The following is a 17124-nucleotide window of genomic DNA, read 5'->3' as shown; positions in this document are numbered from 1 at the left end:
CCACAGGCACTCAGTTTGGTTTTTCAAAGGGCTTGTCGAAGCTGATTTTCGGATCTTTCCAAGGACCTTGCACGTTGTATTGCACGCTGGCGAAGCGCGAAACACGGTCGCCGATCAACTTGTCGATCAAAAATAATGCTCCACCAATGGCTGGCGCGCCCACAATCAGCGCAGCAATCGGCAGGTTGTTGGTCACCGGCAACGTGACCAGCAGCTTGGCATCCACACGGTCGGCTACCAAGTCCAGGGTGCCGTTGAGTTCGAGGTTGGTGGACGGCCCGGTCATGGTGATGGGTTCACGGGTGACGAACACACCGTCACTGGCCGCGAGCAAGCCTTTGATCCGGTCATAGCTCAAGCCTTTGCCGAGCAGGTCGGAGAAGTCCAGACGCAAACGCCGGCCGATGGAGTTGAAGTTGAGCAACCCAAACACTCGCAGCGCCTGGGCGCCGCCTTCCACTTCAACCAACTGACCTTTACGGAACGCCGCATCCAGGCTACCGGAAAAACGCTTGGGCCCGACCCAGGCCGGCGAACCCGGCCAACGGCCATCGACGTCCAGGTGGAAATCCTCGCTGGTGACCGTCGGTGCAAAGCCCCAGCCTTTGAGCACGTCGGCGATATTCTTGCCATCCAGGCGGCCCTTGTACCAACTGCTACTGGCCCCCGGCGAACCTTCCCAGCCACCGGCACCCACCAGTTGCATGCCCTTGAGGCCGAGGTCGAGGTTGTTGAAGGCCAAGCCTTTCGCGGTTGGGCGCAGCTTCAACGACCACGCGCCCACCAAATCAGGGCCCTGGAACAGCTGATTGATGGCAATGTCGAGTGCCGGAATATCCTTGGGGTCAATATCAGCCAACGGGTCCGGCGCATTTTCGTCCGACTGAACCGTCGGGTCCACTGCCGGCAGCTTCACGTATTGCAGGTTGATTGCTATGGGCGCGCCCTTCGCGTCCGGCAGGTTTACGCTGCCCTTGGCCTGCTGGCTGTCGAACTGCAAGCCCCAGCCAGTGGACTTGCGATCAAGCTGCAAATTGACCTGATCAAACTCGGTACCAAAGCCGGTCAGCTTGCCCACCTTGAAATCGGCGCCACTGAGCAGTTGCTTGGCGCTGCCGCCTGGATCATTGCCAGCGTAACGGCCTGCGAGTTTTTTCCACGGGTCTATGTCCAGCTCGGACAGCACACCCCGAATGCGCAAGCCTTTGGCAGCCGGCAGCACCGCATTGCCGTTGCCGAGGAACAACTCGCCGCGGCCGTCGTTAAATTTGTCGGGCGGCGACGCAAAGGTGAAACTCGCCAGTTCGCCGTAACCAAACCAGTAGCGACGTTCGGGGCCTTGCAAGGTCATGCGGAACACGCTGTCACGCCCTTGACTGGCGGGCATGCCGAAGGGTGCCGGCAGGTCGACCGCAACGCCCTTCATGTTAGAGCTGACCATCAGTTGGCTATCAGCGCCGTTCAGGATCAGTTGCAATTGATAGGGAATGTCGCCGGACACAGGCAACGGCTGGCTGACATTCAACCAGTCCGACAGCCGCTTGACCGTGACTTGGCCCTTGGCCATGACCCGTGTACTGATGTTGCCCGGCGTGCCGTCGGCAAAGATTTGCGCGGTAATCGGGCGGTCGAACGCCTGAGCCGAAATATTCTGGCCACTCAGCCCCTTGGCGCTGTCGAAGCGAAAATTGCCTTTGAGCTGAGTCAGGTCCAGGGTCGGGTCGGCCAATTGCAGGCGGGCTTTATCGGTCTGGAAGTCCACTACAATCGCCGGCTCAACGCCCTTGGCGAGTGGAATATCGAGGTCCAGTTTACCCTGCAGGCTACCCTCGCCTTTCCAACCGGCAAACGTCGAGCCAGTGCCGATCGGCGCTTCCTGAAGGATCTTCAAGCCATCGCCCAAGCCGCCTGCAAAGCCGCCGGTAATCAGCAGATGGCTGTCCTTGCCGGCAGGCGCGTGAGGAATATTCACGTAAACGTCTTTGACCTTGGTGTCGAGCAATTGGCCCTTGCTCGCGAGGATGCGCACGCCGCTCTCCTCAACAAACACTTCGCCATTGACCTTGCTCACATGCGGCCAGCCCGGCTGAAAGGCCAGCTCAGCATCGTGCACCTTGAAAAACAGGCTGATATTGCGCGAAGCCGGCAGCGCATCGTGGTTCAGCGAGCCCTGGTACTGGAAGAAACCTTGATCAACCGCGCCTTTGAGAATCGCCGTACGCAACCACTCATCCAACGCCGGGCTCAACACTGCCGGCAAATATTTGGCGGTGAAGCGCCCATCGCCATCGACCATGCCGACGCGCAGGTCCATATAGTCTTCCTGGCTGTGGTCAAAATGCAGACGAATCAGGAAGTCCGCAGCGACCTTGCCTTCCTCACCCAGCACTTTGATATAGGGCGCAATCAGCGTGAAGCCTTGTTTATCGAGCGTCCAGGTCAGGCGTGCATTGGCTTGAATGTACTGCCAAGGCTTGGCGAAAATGGGCGACAGGTGCAGCGAAAAGTCCTTGCTGTCCATGCGCAATTCGCCGTGGCCCAGGTCGCCGCTGATGCTGCCGGACACGTTACGTGCGGCCGGCGCACCGAAATACGCATCGAAGCCGACGCGCTCCAGGTTGGCGGCAAAACTGACTTTCTGGTCGCTGCTGTCTGCAGGCCGAAAATTCGCTATTACGTTGCGTAGCAAACCCGTGGCGTTGAGGTGCGCGATGGCTTTGCCAAGGCCTTCGGGCAACGGCGCCAGCGCATTCAACAGCGGCGTAATGGGCGTCAGGTCAAGACGATCAGCTTGCAACTTCCAGACTTCCAGATCGTTGTCGGTGGCCAGTTGCTGCTGCAGTTGCAGGCGTGATTCCCAGCGCGTGTCGCCGAGGCTCATCGCCAGCGAATCAAACAGCACGTGGAGACCGCTATCGCTGCGTTGCAGGTAGGCCGTGAGCGCAAGGTTCTCGATGTGCACCGGCTTGCGTTCGGCGTAGCTGCCTTTCATTTCGGGTGAATTAAGGCGTACGACAGCGTTCTGCACCGTGCCTTTGGCCCAGGTCAGCCAGAACTCGCCGCCCGCCTTGAACTGCGCAAGCTTCCATTGTTGGGTCAGCTTGGCCGGAATCCATTTGGCCCAGTCACTCTGGGGCAGGCTCAGATAGGCCTGGACTTCGCCGTCTTGCCACTGGCTGGCGTTGATACGCGTGCGCAAGCTCAACGCCAGCGGCTGGCCGTCGGGCAACGTCAGGCGCGCGTCAAGGCGCTGGCGGGCGCCGCCGGTGTGCAGGCTCAAGCCTACGTACGTCAGGGTCATCGGCGCCTGATCGAACGGTTGCAAGGTAACCTGGCTGTCCAACACCGAAATACGCTGCACCCGCTGCAAACGCTGCAGCGCTTGCGCAGGGTCCAGCGGCTGGTCGTCTTGTAACGGCAAACCTTGCAGCGCCCAGTGGCCGTCCTTGTCTTCTTTGACGCTCACCTGCAGGCCGCTGACCTGCAGGTGGGCGATGCGCACTTCGCGCGCCATCAGGCTGGCCCACAGGTCCGGCACCACTTCGACCTCGTCTAGGCGCAAGGCACTGCTGCCCTCGCCGACCATCACGTCGTGCGCCAGCACCACCGGCGCAAAGCCGCTCCAGCGCCCTTCGAGACTGCCGATTCGCAAGGGCGTATTCACTGCCGCCTGAACTTTGGCTTCGATTTCGGCGCGGTATTCCGCCACCAGCGGGGTCAATTCACGACCCAGGCTCACATACACCGCCGCCAATACCAGCAGCAACGCGCACGAGCCCAGGCCCCAACGGGTCAAAGCGGCAAAAAAGCGTATCAGACGCTCCATGTCAGACGACCCTCAAGGCAGTTAACGGAGGGCAGATCAAGGTCTGCCATTCTCATGAAAATAAGGCGATTGGGGATCAGAGCAGCACCACGTCGTATTGTTCCTGGGAATACATGGTTTCGACCTGGAAGCGAATCGTGCGCCCGATAAACAGCTCCAGCTCAGCGACGTTACCGGACTCCTCGTCCAGCAAACGATCAACCACTTTCTGGTTGGCGAGCACTCTATAACCTTCGGCCTGGTAGGCACGCGCTTCGCGCAGGATTTCGCGAAAAATCTCGTAGCAAACCGTTTCCGGGGTTTTCAATTTACCGCGGCCCTGGCAACTGCTGCACGGCTCGCACAGCACTTGCTCGAGGCTTTCGCGGGTACGCTTGCGGGTCATCTGCACCAGGCCAAGCTCGGTGATGCCGATGATGTTGGTCTTGGCGTGGTCACGCTCCAGCTGCTTTTCAAGGGTGCGCAGCACCTGGCGCTGATGATCCTGGTCTTCCATGTCGATGAAATCGATGATGATGATGCCGCCCAGATTACGCAGGCGCAGTTGGCGGGCAATCGCCGTGGCAGCTTCGAGGTTGGTCTTGAAGATGGTCTCTTCGAGGTTGCGGTGGCCAACAAATGCGCCCGTGTTGACGTCGATAGTGGTCATCGCCTCCGCAGGGTCCACCACCAGGTAGCCGCCGGACTTGAGCGGCACTTTGCGCTCCAGGGCCTTCTGAATCTCGTCTTCGACGCCGTACAGGTCGAAGATCGGCCGCTCGCCAGGGTAATGTTCCAGTCGGTCGGCAATTTCCGGCATCAGCTCGGCGACAAATTGCGTGGTGCGCTGGAAGGTTTCCCGCGAATCAATGCGGATTTTCTCGATCTTCGGGCTGACCAGGTCACGCAAGGTGCGCAGGGCCAGGCCCAGGTCTTCGTAGATGACGCTGGGCGCGCCGATGGTTTTGATCTGTGCACCGATCTGGTCCCACAGACGCCGCAGGTAACGGATGTCCATGAGGATTTCATCAGCGCCGGCGCCTTCTGCGGCAGTGCGCAGGATAAAGCCGCCCGCTTCCTTGATGCCCTCGGCGGCCACGCAGTCGCTGACCACCTTTTTCAGGCGCTCACGCTCGGCTTCGTCTTCAATTTTCAAGGAGATGCCGACATGCGCGGTGCGCGGCATGTACACCAGGTAACGCGAAGGAATCGACAGCTGCGTGGTCAGCCGCGCACCTTTGGAACCAATCGGGTCCTTGGTGACTTGCACCACCAGGCTCTGCCCTTCGTGTACCAAGGCGCTGATGCTTTCTACCGTCGGGCCTTCACGCAGGGAAATTTCCGAAGCATGGATAAACGCGGCGCGGTCCAGGCCGATGTCGACGAATGCCGCCTGCATGCCCGGCAATACGCGCACGACCTTGCCTTTGTAGATATTGCCGACAATCCCGCGCTTCTGGGTGCGCTCAACGTGCACTTCTTGCAGAACACCGTTCTCTACCACCGCCACGCGCGATTCCATCGGCGTGATATTGATCAGAATCTCTTCACTCATGGCTGGGTCTCGTTCAGGCGTTTTCACAATAGTGACCGATCGCTCAAGGCTTGGCGCTGGAATACGGCGTTCAGCGCGCGGTAAGGTTTTGCCAACAGGGTATGTCGAATTGGTCGAGCAGTTGCGCGGTTTCGCACACTGGCAGGCCGACGACGGCGGAATAGCTGCCATTGAGCCCGGCCACAAACACCGACCCAAGCCCTTGAATAGCATAGCCGCCGGCCTTGTCTTGAGGTTCGCCGCTGTGCCAGTAGGTTGTAGCCTCCTCGACAGAAACGTCGCGAAACCTTACGCGACTGCTGACACAACGCGTTTCGCAGCGCAGGCCATCGGTAATGGCAACGGCGGTGAGTACTTCATGCTCGCGCCCCGCCAACGCCATCAACATCGCCAGGGCATCGGCTTGGTCGACCGGCTTGCCGAGGATCTGCCCATCAACAATCACCGCCGTGTCCGCACCCAGCACGCAAGCGCCCGAGTTTATTTCAAGCGCAGCAAAACCTGCCGCTGCCTTGCCGCGCGCGAGGCGCTCGACGTAGGCAACAGCGGGTTCATGTGTAAAAGGAGTTTCATCAATAGCGGCGCTGACCACGGTGAAGGGCACACCGATCTGGGTTAGCAGTTCACGCCGTCTTGGGGAGCCTGAGGCCAGATAAAGCGTATTCATTGCAGACTCTCCCTGTAGGGTTCGATAACCAGGCAGAGCCTCGCAATCCATTCAATTGATTTTATAGCGACGACGTAACCCACGCAGACCGAAACTGACCCATGGCCATAACAACGCACTGACCAGGGCTGGCAGCACCAGCGCCAAAGTCGGCTGGCGGTTACCGGTCAAGGCGCTGAGCCACAGTTGCACCAACTGCGCCAGGCCAAAAATAACCAGGATCACCAGGCATTGCTGCCACATGGGAAACATACGCAGCCGCTGCTGCAACGACAGCACCAGGAAGGTGATCAAAGTCAGGATCAACGCGTTCTGGCCCAGCAAGGTGCCATACAGCACGTCTTCCGCCAAGCCCAGACACATTGCCGTGACCATCCCGACTTTGTGCGGCAGCATCAGCGACCAGAATGCCAGCAGCAATGCCAGCCATAAAGGACGCAGGATTTCCATGAATTGCGGCAACGGCGAAACGCTGAGCAGCAAACCAATGGCGAAGGTCAGCCAGACGATCCAGCCATTGTGCGGATGTGTACCGGCCATTATTCCTCCCTCTGCCGCGTGGTTGCAGGCGCTGCGGCTGCGGGCCGAGTTGCCGGCGTGGTGGCGGCAGGCGGTTTGGCCGCAGGGATTGTGGCTGCCGGCGTGGTTGCAGTCGGTTTGCTAGCGGCCGGTTTGGCTTGGCGTGCGCTGTGGGCCGCAGGTTTCACCGGCGTCGCCACTGGCGCCGCCGTGGCCGGGGCAGGTGCGGGTGGCCCAACGAACGCCGGTTTCGGCACCGTGGCAGGAATCGTCTGTACAGTGCCGTTTTGCTTGTCTTCCGCTTCCTGCGCCTGGGCGGCGTCGTTAGCGCGCTCTTCCGGTGTGCGGTTGTCGCTGAACACCAGCAGCAGGTAGCGGCTGCGGTTCAGGGCGGCGGTTGGCACCGCGCGGACAATGGCAAACGGCTGGCCGGAATCGTGGATCACTTCCTTGACCGTCGCCACCGGGTAACCCGCCGGGAACCGCTGGCCCAGGCCGGAGCTGACCAGCAAGTCGCCTTCTTTAATGTCGGCAGTGTCGGCCACATGCCGCAACTCCAGGCGTTCCGGGTTACCGGTGCCGCTGGCAATTGCGCGCAAGCCGTTACGGTTAACCTGCACCGGAATACTGTGGGTCGTGTCCGTCAGCAGCAATACCCGCGAGGTGTAGGGCATCAATTCAACCACCTGCCCCATCAGGCCACGGGCATCGAGTACCGGCTGGCCGAGGACCACACCGTCGCGCTCACCCTTGTTGATGATGATGCGATGGGTAAAGGGGTTGGGGTCCATGCCGATCAACTCGGCCACTTCGACCTTTTCATTGACCAACGCGGAAGAATTGAGCAGCTCGCGCAGCCGAACGTTCTGCTCGGTGAGGGCCGCGAGCTTCTGCATGCGCCCCTGCAACAGCAGGTTTTCAGTCTTGAGCTTTTCGTTCTCGGCGACAAGCTCGGTGCGGCTGCCGAATTGGCTGGCCACGCCCTGATAGAGCCGTTGTGGCAGGTCGGTGATCCAGTAAGTCTGCATCAACACCAGCGACATCTGGCTACGCACCGGCTTGAGCAGTGCAAAGCGGGCATCGACCACCATCAGCGCGACCGAAAGCACGACCAGCACCAATAAGCGCACGCCCAATGAGGGGCCTTTGGCGAAAAGCGGTTTAATAAGCCGCTCCTCCCAGGCAAACGTTGTCTTTATTCATACGGCATCAAACCGGCCTGGATGCAGATTGAAGAAGATAAACGCCAACAGGCAGCACTGCAAAGTGCTGCCTGCGGGCGATGCATGAACCGTCCCGGCAATATTATTCGCTGGAGAGCAGGTCCATGGTGTGTTTATCCATCATTTCCAGTGCACGACCACCGCCACGCGCAACGCAGGTCAGCGGGTCTTCGGCGACGATCACCGGCAGGCCGGTTTCCTGGGCCAACAACTTGTCGAGGTCGCGCAGCAAAGCGCCACCACCGGTCAGTACCAGGCCACGCTCGGCAATATCGGAAGCCAGTTCCGGCGGCGATTGCTCCAGCGCGCTTTTCACTGCCTGAACGATAGTGGCCAGAGACTCTTGCAGAGCTTCCAGCACTTCGTTGGAGTTCAGGGTGAAAGCACGTGGAACGCCTTCGGCCAGGTTGCGACCGCGAACATCAACTTCGCGAACTTCGCCGCCCGGGTAAGCGGTGCCGATTTCCTGCTTGATACGCTCGGCGGTGGACTCGCCGATCAAGCTGCCGTAGTTACGACGCACATAGGTGATGATCGCTTCGTCGAAGCGGTCGCCGCCGACACGCACGGATTCGGCATACACCACACCGTTCAGCGAGATCAGGGCGATTTCAGTGGTACCACCACCGATATCCACCACCATCGAACCGCGCGCTTCTTCAACCGGCAAGCCGGCACCGATCGCAGCGGCCATTGGCTCTTCGATCAGGAACACTTCGCGGGCACCGGCACCGAGTGCCGACTCACGGATGGCGCGACGCTCCACCTGGGTGGATTTGCACGGAACGCAAATCAGCACACGAGGGCTCGGCTGCAGAAAACTGTTTTCGTGAACCTTGTTGATGAAGTACTGCAGCATCTTTTCGCAGACACTGAAGTCGGCGATTACGCCGTCTTTCATCGGACGAATGGCAGCGATATTGCCGGGTGTTCGGCCGAGCATGCGCTTGGCCTCGGTGCCAACGGCAACGACACTTTTCTGATTACCGTGGGTCCGAATGGCCACAACCGATGGCTCATTCAGGACGATACCGCGCTCGCGCACGTAAATAAGGGTGTTGGCAGTGCCCAGGTCAATGGAAAGATCGCTGGAAAACATGCCACGCAGTTTCTTGAACATGGGGAAAGGACCCTAGGCAACGCGTGGGTAAAAAAGTGCGGCAAACTCTAACAACGACAGGGATTTTGGGCAAGGCGCCAATGTGCTAAATTGGCCGACTTTCTGTGCACCAACCCCCACAATCGCGGCCATATGACCGTAGAAATGCGGTAGTGTTCCTACAATCTAACACACGGATAGCTTCCGTTCTGTTTTCCACTGGAGAATCCCATGGCGCTTGAACGCTCCGACGTGGAAAAAATCGCTCATTTGGCCTGCCTGGGCCTTAATGAAGCCGATCTTCCACAGACCACCGCAGCCCTGAACAGCATTCTCGGGCTGGTCGACCACATGCAAGCCGTGAATACCGACGGCATCGAGCCCCTGGCTCATCCGCTGGAAGCCAGCCAGCGCCTGCGCGCAGACGTCGTGACCGAGCGCAATAACCGCGAGGCTTACCAGTCCATCGCGCCAGCGGTCGAAAACGGCCTGTACCTGGTTCCGAAAGTCATCGACTAAAGGGAAAGAGCCTGCAATGCATCACATGACTCTGGCCGAGATCGCCCGCGGTCTCGCCGACAAAAAGTTTTCTTCCGAAGAGCTGACCAAGACCCTGCTGGCGCGTATCGCCGAGCTTGATCCTGCGGTCAACAGCTTCATCAGCCTCACTGAAGATCTGGCTCTGAGCCAGGCCAAGGCCGCCGACGCACGTCGCGCCAACGGTGAAAATGGCCCGCTGCTGGGTGCTCCAATCGCCCACAAAGACCTGTTCTGCACTCAGGGTATTCGCACCAGTTGCGGCTCCAAAATGCTCGACAACTTTAAAGCACCGTATGACGCCACCGTGGTCGCCAAGCTGGCTGCCGCTGGCGCCGTGACGCTGGGCAAGACCAACATGGACGAATTCGCCATGGGTTCGGCCAACGAGTCGAGCTACTACGGCGCGGTGAAAAACCCGTGGAACCTTGCGCACGTGCCGGGCGGCTCGTCCGGCGGTTCGGCTGCGGCCGTTGCCGCGCGCTTCTTGCCGGCCGCCACCGCCACCGACACCGGCGGCTCGATCCGCCAGCCTGCAGCCTTCACTAACCTCACCGGTTTGAAGCCGACCTACGGTCGCGTTTCCCGCTGGGGCATGATCGCCTACGCGTCGAGCCTGGATCAGGGCGGCCCGTTGGCGCGTACCGCAGAAGACTGCGCGATTTTGTTACAAGATATGGCCGGGTTCGATAAGCAGGACTCCACCAGCATCGACGAGCCAGTACCGGACTACAGCGCCAGCCTGAATACGTCGATCAAGGGCCTGCGTATCGGCGTGCCGAAAGAGTATTTCAGCGCCGGCCTCGACCCGCGTATCGCTGAATTGGTGCACAACAGCGTCAAAGAGCTGGAAAAGCTCGGCGCGGTGATCAAGGAAATCAGCCTGCCGAACAACCAGCACGCGATTCCTGCGTACTACGTGATCGCACCGGCGGAAGCCTCGTCCAACCTGTCGCGGTTCGACGGCGTGCGTTTCGGCTATCGCTGCGAAAACCCGAAAGACCTCACCGACATTTATAAGCGCTCGCGTGGCGAAGGTTTCGGCGTGGAAGTACAACGCCGGATCATGGTCGGTGCCTACGCGCTGTCGGCCGGCTATTACGATGCGTACTACCTCAAGGCGCAAAAAATCCGTCGCCTGATCAAGAACGACTTCATGGCGGCCTTTGAAGAAGTCGACGTGATCCTCGGCCCAACCACGCCGAACCCGGCCTGGAAGATCGGCGCCAAGACCGGCGACCCGATCGCCGAGTACCTGGAAGACCTGTACACCATCACCGCCAACCTCGCGGGCTTGCCGGGCTTGTCGATGCCTGCAGGTTTTGTCGATGGGCTGCCGGTCGGCGTGCAATTGCTCGCCCCGTATTTCCAGGAAGCCCGCCTGCTCAATGTGGCGCACCAGTACCAGTTGAACACCGACTGGCACACCCGCACCCCTACCGGCTTCTGAGGAGAACACTATGCAATGGGAAGTTGTGATCGGGCTGGAGATTCATACCCAGCTCGCCACCCAATCGAAGATTTTCTCCGGTAGCGCCACCACGTTCGGTTCCGAGCCGAACACCCAGGCGAGCCTGGTAGACCTGGGCATGCCCGGCGTGCTGCCGGTGTTGAACCAGGAAGCGGTACGCATGGCGGTGATGTTCGGCTTGGCGATTGACGCCGAGATCGGCCAGCATAACGTGTTCGCGCGCAAAAACTACTTCTACCCGGACCTGCCCAAGGGCTACCAGATCAGCCAGATGGAGTTGCCGATTGTCGGCAAGGGCTACCTGGACATCCCGCTGGAAGACGGCACCATCAAACGTGTCGGCGTGACCCGCGCGCACCTGGAAGAAGACGCCGGCAAGAGCCTGCACGAAGAATTCCCGGGGGCCACCGGTATCGACTTGAACCGCGCCGGTACGCCGTTGCTGGAGATCGTGTCCGAGCCGGACATGCGTAACGCCAAGGAAGCCGTGGCCTACGTCAAGACGATCCACGCGCTGGTGCGCTACCTGGGCATCTGCGACGGCAACATGGCCGAAGGCTCGCTGCGTTGCGACTGCAACGTGTCGATCCGCCCTAAAGGCCAGGCCGAATACGGCACCCGCTGCGAGATCAAGAACGTTAACTCGTTCCGCTTCATCGAGAAGGCGATCAACAGCGAAGTACGCCGCCAGATCGAACTGATCGAAGACGGCGGCAAGGTGATCCAGCAAACGCGCCTGTACGACCCGAACAAAGACGAAACCCGCGCCATGCGCAGCAAAGAGGAAGCCAACGACTACCGTTACTTCCCCGACCCGGACCTGTTGCCGGTGGTCATCGAGGATTCGTTCCTGAATGACGTGCGCGCCACTTTGCCGGAATTGCCGCAGCAAAAACGCGAGCGGTTCCAGGCGCAGTTCGGCCTGTCGGTCTACGATGCCAGCGTTTTGGCCTCCAGCCGTGAACAAGCCAACTACTTCGAAAAGGTCGTGAGCATTGCCGGCGACGCCAAGCTGGCGGCCAACTGGGTGATGGTAGAGCTGGGCAGCCTGTTGAATAAAATGGACGTCGATATCGGTAACGCACCAGTCAGCGCCGAAGAGCTAGGCGGTATGTTGCTGCGCATCAGCGACAAAACCATTTCTGGCAAGATCGCGAAGAAGATTTTTGAAATAATGTCTTCCGGCGAGGAAAGCTTGGTGACTGGCCTAGGTCGCGCTGATTGGATTATTGAAGAACAAGGTCTCAAACAAGTCACTGACAGCGGCCAGATTGATGAGGTACTTAACCAAGTACTCCTCGACAATGCCGAACAAGTCGAGCAATACCGCGCGGCAGACGAAGCCAAGCGCGGCAAAATGTTCGGCTTCTTTGTCGGCCAGGCAATGAAAGCCTCCAAAGGCAAAGCCAACCCGCAACAGGTAAACGAACTGCTGAAAAGCAAGCTCGAAGGCTGATCGCAGTGAATGGCCTGGGCGGGGTTTCACGCCCCACTCGGGCCCTTGTTGCAAAGGTTTGTGTGGGAAGGGGCTTTTTGTGGGAAGCCCCCTCCTACCTCTGCCGGTGACGACATGACTTTCGGGGCACAGTGAAAATGAAGCGCCTACTCGGCCTGCTGGCCCTGTTCTCTCTACTGGCCGGTTGCGCCAGCGGCCTCATCGACCCCAACGGCTACGACGAAAGCGGCACCGCCTCGTATTACGGCGCCAAGCACCATGGCAACAAAACTGCCAGCGGTGAAGCCTTCAACCAGAACACCCTGACCGCCGCCCATCGGCGCCTGCCCTTCGGCACGCAGGTCAAGGTGACCAATCTCGCCAACGGCAGATCTGTCGTGGTACGCATTAATGATCGCGGCCCGCATACTCGCGGGCGCCTGATCGACGTTTCACGCAGGGCCGCCGAACAACTCGGTATGCTCGGCACTGGTACAGCACGCGTACGTGTGCAGGCCATGAGCAATTAAATAAAGGAGCCCGGCCATTTTCGGATTAACCGCCCTCTCGCCCTGGAGCCTGATCGAACTGGTCAGCGGCTTGCTGTTGCTGATTTCCGGCGCCGAAATCCTGGTGCGCGCCGCCGTGCGCCTGGCGGCCAGCCTCAAGGTGCGCCCGCTGATCATCGGCCTGAGCATCGTTGCTTTCGGCAGCAGCGCGCCGCAGATGACCGTCAGCCTTCAAGCCACCCTGGCCGGTAATACCGATATTGCCGTGGGCAGCGTGATCGGCAGCAGCATCTTCAATATCCTCGTGACCCTGGGCCTGGCAGCACTGATCATTCCGTTACGCGTGTCGCGCCAACTGGTACGCCTGGACATCCCGGTGATGATCTTCGCCGGTTTGCTGGTGTTTACCCTGGCCTCCAATGAAGACCTGACGCCAATCGACGGCGTGCTGTTGCTGGTCGCGCTGATGGCCTACCTCGGTGTATTGCACTACCAGACCCGCCATTCCCGCCGCCCGCGCACCCTCGACACAGTGACCAGAGCGCCCTGGCTGAGCAGCGTATTGCTGATGCTCGGCGGGCTGTTGATTCTGGCACTGGCGGGGCATTTGCTGCTGGGCGCGGCGGTGGCGGTGGCGAGCGACTTGGGCCTGTCGGAGCGCATCATCGGCCTGACGCTGATCGGTGTCGGCACGTCGCTGCCATGCCTTGCCACTTCGCTGATCGCCGCCCTGCGCGGCCAGCGGGAGATTGCCGTGGGCAACGTGATCGGCAGCAACGTGTTCAACCTGCTCGGGGTGCTGGGCGTGACTGCACTGCTCGCGCCCACGCCGCTGTCGGTGTCGCCCAACGCGTTGGACTTCGACCTGCCGGTGATGCTCGGCGCGGTCGTGCTGTGCCTGCCGGTGTTCTACAGCGGTTACCGCGTGACGCGCGCCGAAGGCTTGGTGCTGCTGGGTTTGTACCTTGCGTACGGCCTGCATGTGATGGCGTTCACCACCGGCATGCCGCTGGCGAACACGCTTGAACACCTGATGCTGTATTACGTTTTGCCAGTGCTGGTGGCTTTCTTGTTGTTCAACACGCTGCGCGCCTGGCGCCGCCAACACACGAGGGAATCGCAATGACCGATCAGAAAAAGCCCGGCGTTGAAGTGCGTCGCCAGGTGATGGGCGATGTGTTCGTCGACCGCGCCTTGGGCAATGCCACCGAGTTCACCCAGCCGCTGCAGGACTTCGTCAACGAACACGCGTGGGGCAGCGTCTGGAACCGCGAGGGCTTGCCGCTGAAGACGCGCAGCCTGATCACCCTCGCCGCCCTCACGGCGCTCAAATGCCCGCAGGAACTCAAGGGCCACGTGCGCGGCGCGCTGAACAATGGGTGCACGGTAGAAGAGATTCGCGAGGCGCTGCTGCATTGCGCGGTGTATGCCGGGGTGCCGGCGGCGATTGACGCGTTTCGGGCGGCGCAGGAAGTGATTGATAGCTATCAGGCAGAGCGGCAGTGACTGTTAGATAGCTATCGCGAGCAAGCCCGCTCCCACATTTTGATCTGTTCACACATTAAAATGTGGGAGCGGGCTTGCTCGCGATAGGCCCTCAACCCCACCCCAAAACTCAGATCCAGCCACCCGCCTGCAACACAAAAATCCCGATATTGGTGGTCACCGCCGCCATCAAGGTGGTGATCACAATAATCGCCGCCGCCAGCTCATGATTCCCCTGTGCCGCCCTGGCCATCACAAAGCTGGCCGCCGCGGTCGGCGCACCGAAGTACAAGAACAAAATCCCCAGTTCCGGTCCGCGGAAGCCCAACAGCCACGCGCCGAACGTGGCCACCAGCGGCAAACCGATCATCTTCACCAGGCTGGCACTCAGGGCCATGCTGCCGCTTTTGCGCAACGCCGCCAACGACAAGGTGCCGCCGATGCAGATCAGTGCCAGCGGCAAGGTCATGTCCGCCAAATACTGACCGGACGACTGCAGCCACCCCGGCAGGCCGATCTTGAAAATGGCGAACGGCGCGGCTACCACCACGCTGATGATCAGCGGGTTGGCCACCACACTTTTAAAGATGCTCCACGGGTCGGACTTGATCACCGGGCTGTACACCGCCAGCACGATGGTCGACAGCGTGTTGTAAAACAGAATCACCAGCGCCGCGAGAATCGCGCCGAGGGAGATGCCGTAGTCGCCGTACATGCTGGCCGCCAGCGCCAGGCCGATAACGCCGTTATTACCGCGAAACGCGCCCTGGGTGTAAATACCGCGGTCTTCACGCTTGCAACGAAAAATCGCCCAACCCCAGGCCAGGGCAAAGCTCAGCAACGTGGCGACGGCAAAATAAATCAGCAAACCCGGCTTGAGCGCCGAGTGCAGGTCGGCATGCAGGATGCCCAGGAACAGCAGCGCCGGCATGGTGACGTTGAACACCAGGGAGGAAGCTGTGTGGATAAAGTTGTCGTTGATCCAGTTGATGCGCTTGAGCAGCACACCCAGAAACAGCATGGCAAACACCGGCGCGGTGATGGTGAGGGTGGTGAGGAAGATAGCCAGCATGCCGGGGAGAACCTTGGTGAGCGTCGTTAGTTGGCTAATGATAAGCCATACGACCCGGTGACGTCTGGTAGGCCGCCATCGCGAGCAAGCCCGCTCCCACACTTGACTGCATTCTCATGCTGGAACTCGGTCGGGTGTGGGAGCGGCGGTGCGACGATTCGACTTGCTCGCGATGGCGGCGACTCGGTCTCAAGTAATCGGCGCCGGGTTAAACAACGTGATGTCGTTATGCAGCTTGAGCTGCTCGGCCCACGTCTGCTTCTTGCCGCTGGCCACGTCCAGGTAGAAGTGAAACAGCTCCCAACCCAACTCCTCGATCGTCGCGCGCCCGGTAGCAATGCGCCCGGCGTCAATGTCGATCAAGTCCGGCCAACGTTGCGCCAGCTCCGTACGCGTCGAGACTTTCACCACCGGCGCCATGGCCAGCCCGTAAGGCGTGCCGCGCCCGGTGGTGAACACATGCAAGTTCATCCCGGCCGCCAGCTGCAAGGTGCCGCAAACAAAGTCACTGGCTGGCGTTGCGCAAAAAATAAGACCTTTGCGCTTGAAACGCTCGCCAGGGCCAAGCACGCCATTGATCGCGCTGCTGCCGGACTTGACGATGGAGCCCAAGGACTTCTCGACGATGTTCGACAACCCGCCCTTCTTGTTGCCGGGCGTGGTGTTGGCGCTGCGATCAGCCTCGCCCTTGGCCAGGTAACGGTCGTACCAGTCCATTTCCCTGACCAGCTCCTGCGCCACTTCTTTACTCTCGGCGCGCGACGTCAGCAGGTAAATCGCATCGCGTACTTCGGTGACTTCGGAAAACATCACCGTCGCCCCGGCCCGCAACAGCAAATCCGAGGCATAGCCCAGCGCCGGGTTGGCGGTGATGCCGGAAAACGCATCACTGCCGCCGCACTGCATACCCAAAATCAGCTCGGAGGCCGGCACGGTTTCGCGGCGGCGCTGGTCGAGTTTTTTCAAGCGCGCTTCAGCCAGCGCCATGATCTGCTCGATCATCTCGGTAAAACCGTGGCTGGAATCCTGCAACCGATACAACCACGGCTCGCTCAAATCGACCGAGCTGTCGTTGTCGTGCATCACCTGCCCGGCCTGCAATTTCTCGCACCCCAGGCTGATCACCAAGGCTTCGCCACCCAGGTTCGGGTTGCGTGCCAGGTTGCGCACCGTGCGGATCGGGATATACGCATCGGTCGCGGTAATCGCCACGCCGCAGCCGTAACTGTGGGTCAGCGCCACCACGTCATCCACGTGCGGGTAATTAGGCAGCAACTCATCCTTGATGCGCTTGACCGCGTGGTCCAGCACACCGGTGACGCACTGCACGGTAGTAGTGATTCCGAGAATATTACGCGTGCCCACGGTGCCGTCGGCGTTGCGGTAACCCTCGAAGGTAAAGCCTTCCAGCGGCGCCTGGGTTTCCGGCACGTCGGTGGACAGCGGCAAGCTGTCCAGCGGTGGCGCGGTGGGCATGCGCAGTTGATCTTCCTGCACCCAACTGCCGCGCGCAATCGGCGCCAGGGCGTAACCAATGGTTTGGCCGTAGCGAATAATCTGACCGCCTTCGGGAATATCTTCCAGGGTCACTTTGTGGCTCTGGGGGATAAATTCGACGGTCACCAGGCCGTCCGGGAACTCGGTCCCGGCCGGTACGCCCTGGTCATTGACCACGATCACCACGTTGTCGCGCGCGTGCAAACGAATCGAGCGCGGCGAGTCGGCATGTTCAATCAACTGCATTACA

Annotated in this window: 14 protein-coding genes; 6 read left to right on the top strand and 8 right to left on the bottom strand. The window is 60.3% G+C overall.

What is annotated here, in order from left to right; genetic code table 11:
• Positions 1–10: 10 nt before the first annotated feature.
• From ACOZK9_RS05025 to mreB, 6 genes are all read right to left on the bottom strand, one after another.
• Positions 11–3826: a YhdP family protein gene (locus ACOZK9_RS05025; RefSeq protein ID WP_421555388.1), complete on the bottom strand. Its 3816-nt coding sequence runs from the start codon at positions 3824–3826 to the stop codon at positions 11–13.
• Between the two features lie 76 nt (positions 3827–3902).
• On the bottom strand, positions 3903–5360 hold the full coding sequence (gene rng, locus ACOZK9_RS05020) for a ribonuclease G (protein ID WP_058414339.1): 1458 nt from the start codon (positions 5358–5360) through the stop codon (positions 3903–3905).
• Between the two features lie 70 nt (positions 5361–5430).
• Complete coding sequence (locus tag ACOZK9_RS05015; protein WP_058414340.1) at positions 5431–6027, bottom strand: Maf family protein; 597 nt, start codon at positions 6025–6027, stop codon at positions 5431–5433.
• A gap of 51 nt (positions 6028–6078) precedes the next feature.
• On the bottom strand, positions 6079–6567 hold the full coding sequence (gene mreD / locus ACOZK9_RS05010; protein WP_058414341.1) for a rod shape-determining protein MreD: 489 nt from the start codon (positions 6565–6567) through the stop codon (positions 6079–6081).
• A complete protein-coding gene (gene mreC / locus ACOZK9_RS05005) occupies positions 6567–7712 on the bottom strand; it encodes a rod shape-determining protein MreC (RefSeq protein ID WP_122250496.1) in 1146 nt (381 codons plus the stop codon). The genes mreD and mreC overlap by 1 nt, the downstream gene beginning before the upstream one ends.
• 139 nt (positions 7713–7851) lie before the next feature.
• Positions 7852–8889 (bottom strand): rod shape-determining protein MreB, encoded by a 1038-nt coding sequence (gene mreB, locus ACOZK9_RS05000; RefSeq protein ID WP_002555108.1) that lies wholly within the window; start codon positions 8887–8889, stop codon positions 7852–7854.
• A 210-nt stretch (positions 8890–9099) separates the two neighbouring features.
• Here mreB and gatC point away from each other — a divergent pair, with 210 nt between their 5' ends.
• The 6 genes from gatC to ACOZK9_RS04970 all read left to right on the top strand — a co-directional run bounded on the left by gatC (position 9100) and on the right by ACOZK9_RS04970 (position 14326).
• Entirely contained in the window at positions 9100–9387 is a 288-nt protein-coding gene (gatC, locus tag ACOZK9_RS04995) for an Asp-tRNA(Asn)/Glu-tRNA(Gln) amidotransferase subunit GatC (RefSeq protein WP_058414343.1), read from the top strand.
• Between the two features lie 16 nt (positions 9388–9403).
• The gene (gene gatA / locus ACOZK9_RS04990) at positions 9404–10855 is read left to right on the top strand and encodes an Asp-tRNA(Asn)/Glu-tRNA(Gln) amidotransferase subunit GatA (protein WP_421555387.1); all 1452 of its coding nucleotides are present in this window, start codon (positions 9404–9406) and stop codon (positions 10853–10855) included.
• A gap of 10 nt (positions 10856–10865) precedes the next feature.
• Complete coding sequence (gene gatB, locus ACOZK9_RS04985; protein WP_152746215.1) at positions 10866–12332, top strand: Asp-tRNA(Asn)/Glu-tRNA(Gln) amidotransferase subunit GatB; 1467 nt, start codon at positions 10866–10868, stop codon at positions 12330–12332.
• A 137-nt stretch (positions 12333–12469) separates the two neighbouring features.
• Positions 12470–12841 carry a septal ring lytic transglycosylase RlpA family protein gene (locus tag ACOZK9_RS04980; RefSeq protein ID WP_152750688.1) on the top strand — a complete coding sequence of 124 codons (372 nt, stop codon included), beginning with the start codon at positions 12470–12472 and terminating at the stop codon, positions 12839–12841.
• A gap of 58 nt (positions 12842–12899) precedes the next feature.
• Entirely contained in the window at positions 12900–13946 is a 1047-nt protein-coding gene (locus tag ACOZK9_RS04975; protein ID WP_152750690.1) for a calcium/sodium antiporter, read from the top strand.
• The gene (locus ACOZK9_RS04970; RefSeq protein WP_099236991.1) at positions 13943–14326 is read left to right on the top strand and encodes a carboxymuconolactone decarboxylase family protein; all 384 of its coding nucleotides are present in this window, start codon (positions 13943–13945) and stop codon (positions 14324–14326) included. The genes ACOZK9_RS04975 and ACOZK9_RS04970 overlap by 4 nt, the downstream gene beginning before the upstream one ends.
• Positions 14327–14435: 109 nt before the next feature.
• Here ACOZK9_RS04970 and ACOZK9_RS04965 read toward each other — a convergent pair whose 3' ends face one another.
• Both ACOZK9_RS04965 and garD read right to left on the bottom strand, forming a co-directional pair.
• On the bottom strand, positions 14436–15377 hold the full coding sequence (locus ACOZK9_RS04965; RefSeq protein ID WP_058414349.1) for an AEC family transporter: 942 nt from the start codon (positions 15375–15377) through the stop codon (positions 14436–14438).
• Positions 15378–15566: 189 nt separating this feature from the next.
• Positions 15567–17120, bottom strand: a complete 1554-nt coding sequence (gene garD / locus ACOZK9_RS04960) for a galactarate dehydratase (RefSeq protein ID WP_122250499.1) — start codon at positions 17118–17120, stop codon at positions 15567–15569.
• Positions 17121–17124: the final 4 nt, after the last annotated feature.

Origin of the sequence: Pseudomonas kitaguniensis (genome assembly GCF_049199985.1) — a bacterium.
In the GTDB taxonomy this organism is placed as follows: domain Bacteria; phylum Pseudomonadota; class Gammaproteobacteria; order Pseudomonadales; family Pseudomonadaceae; genus Aquipseudomonas; species Aquipseudomonas kitaguniensis.
Note: the sequence above shows the minus strand (reverse complement) of the source record. Positions and strands in the feature narration are given on the sequence as shown.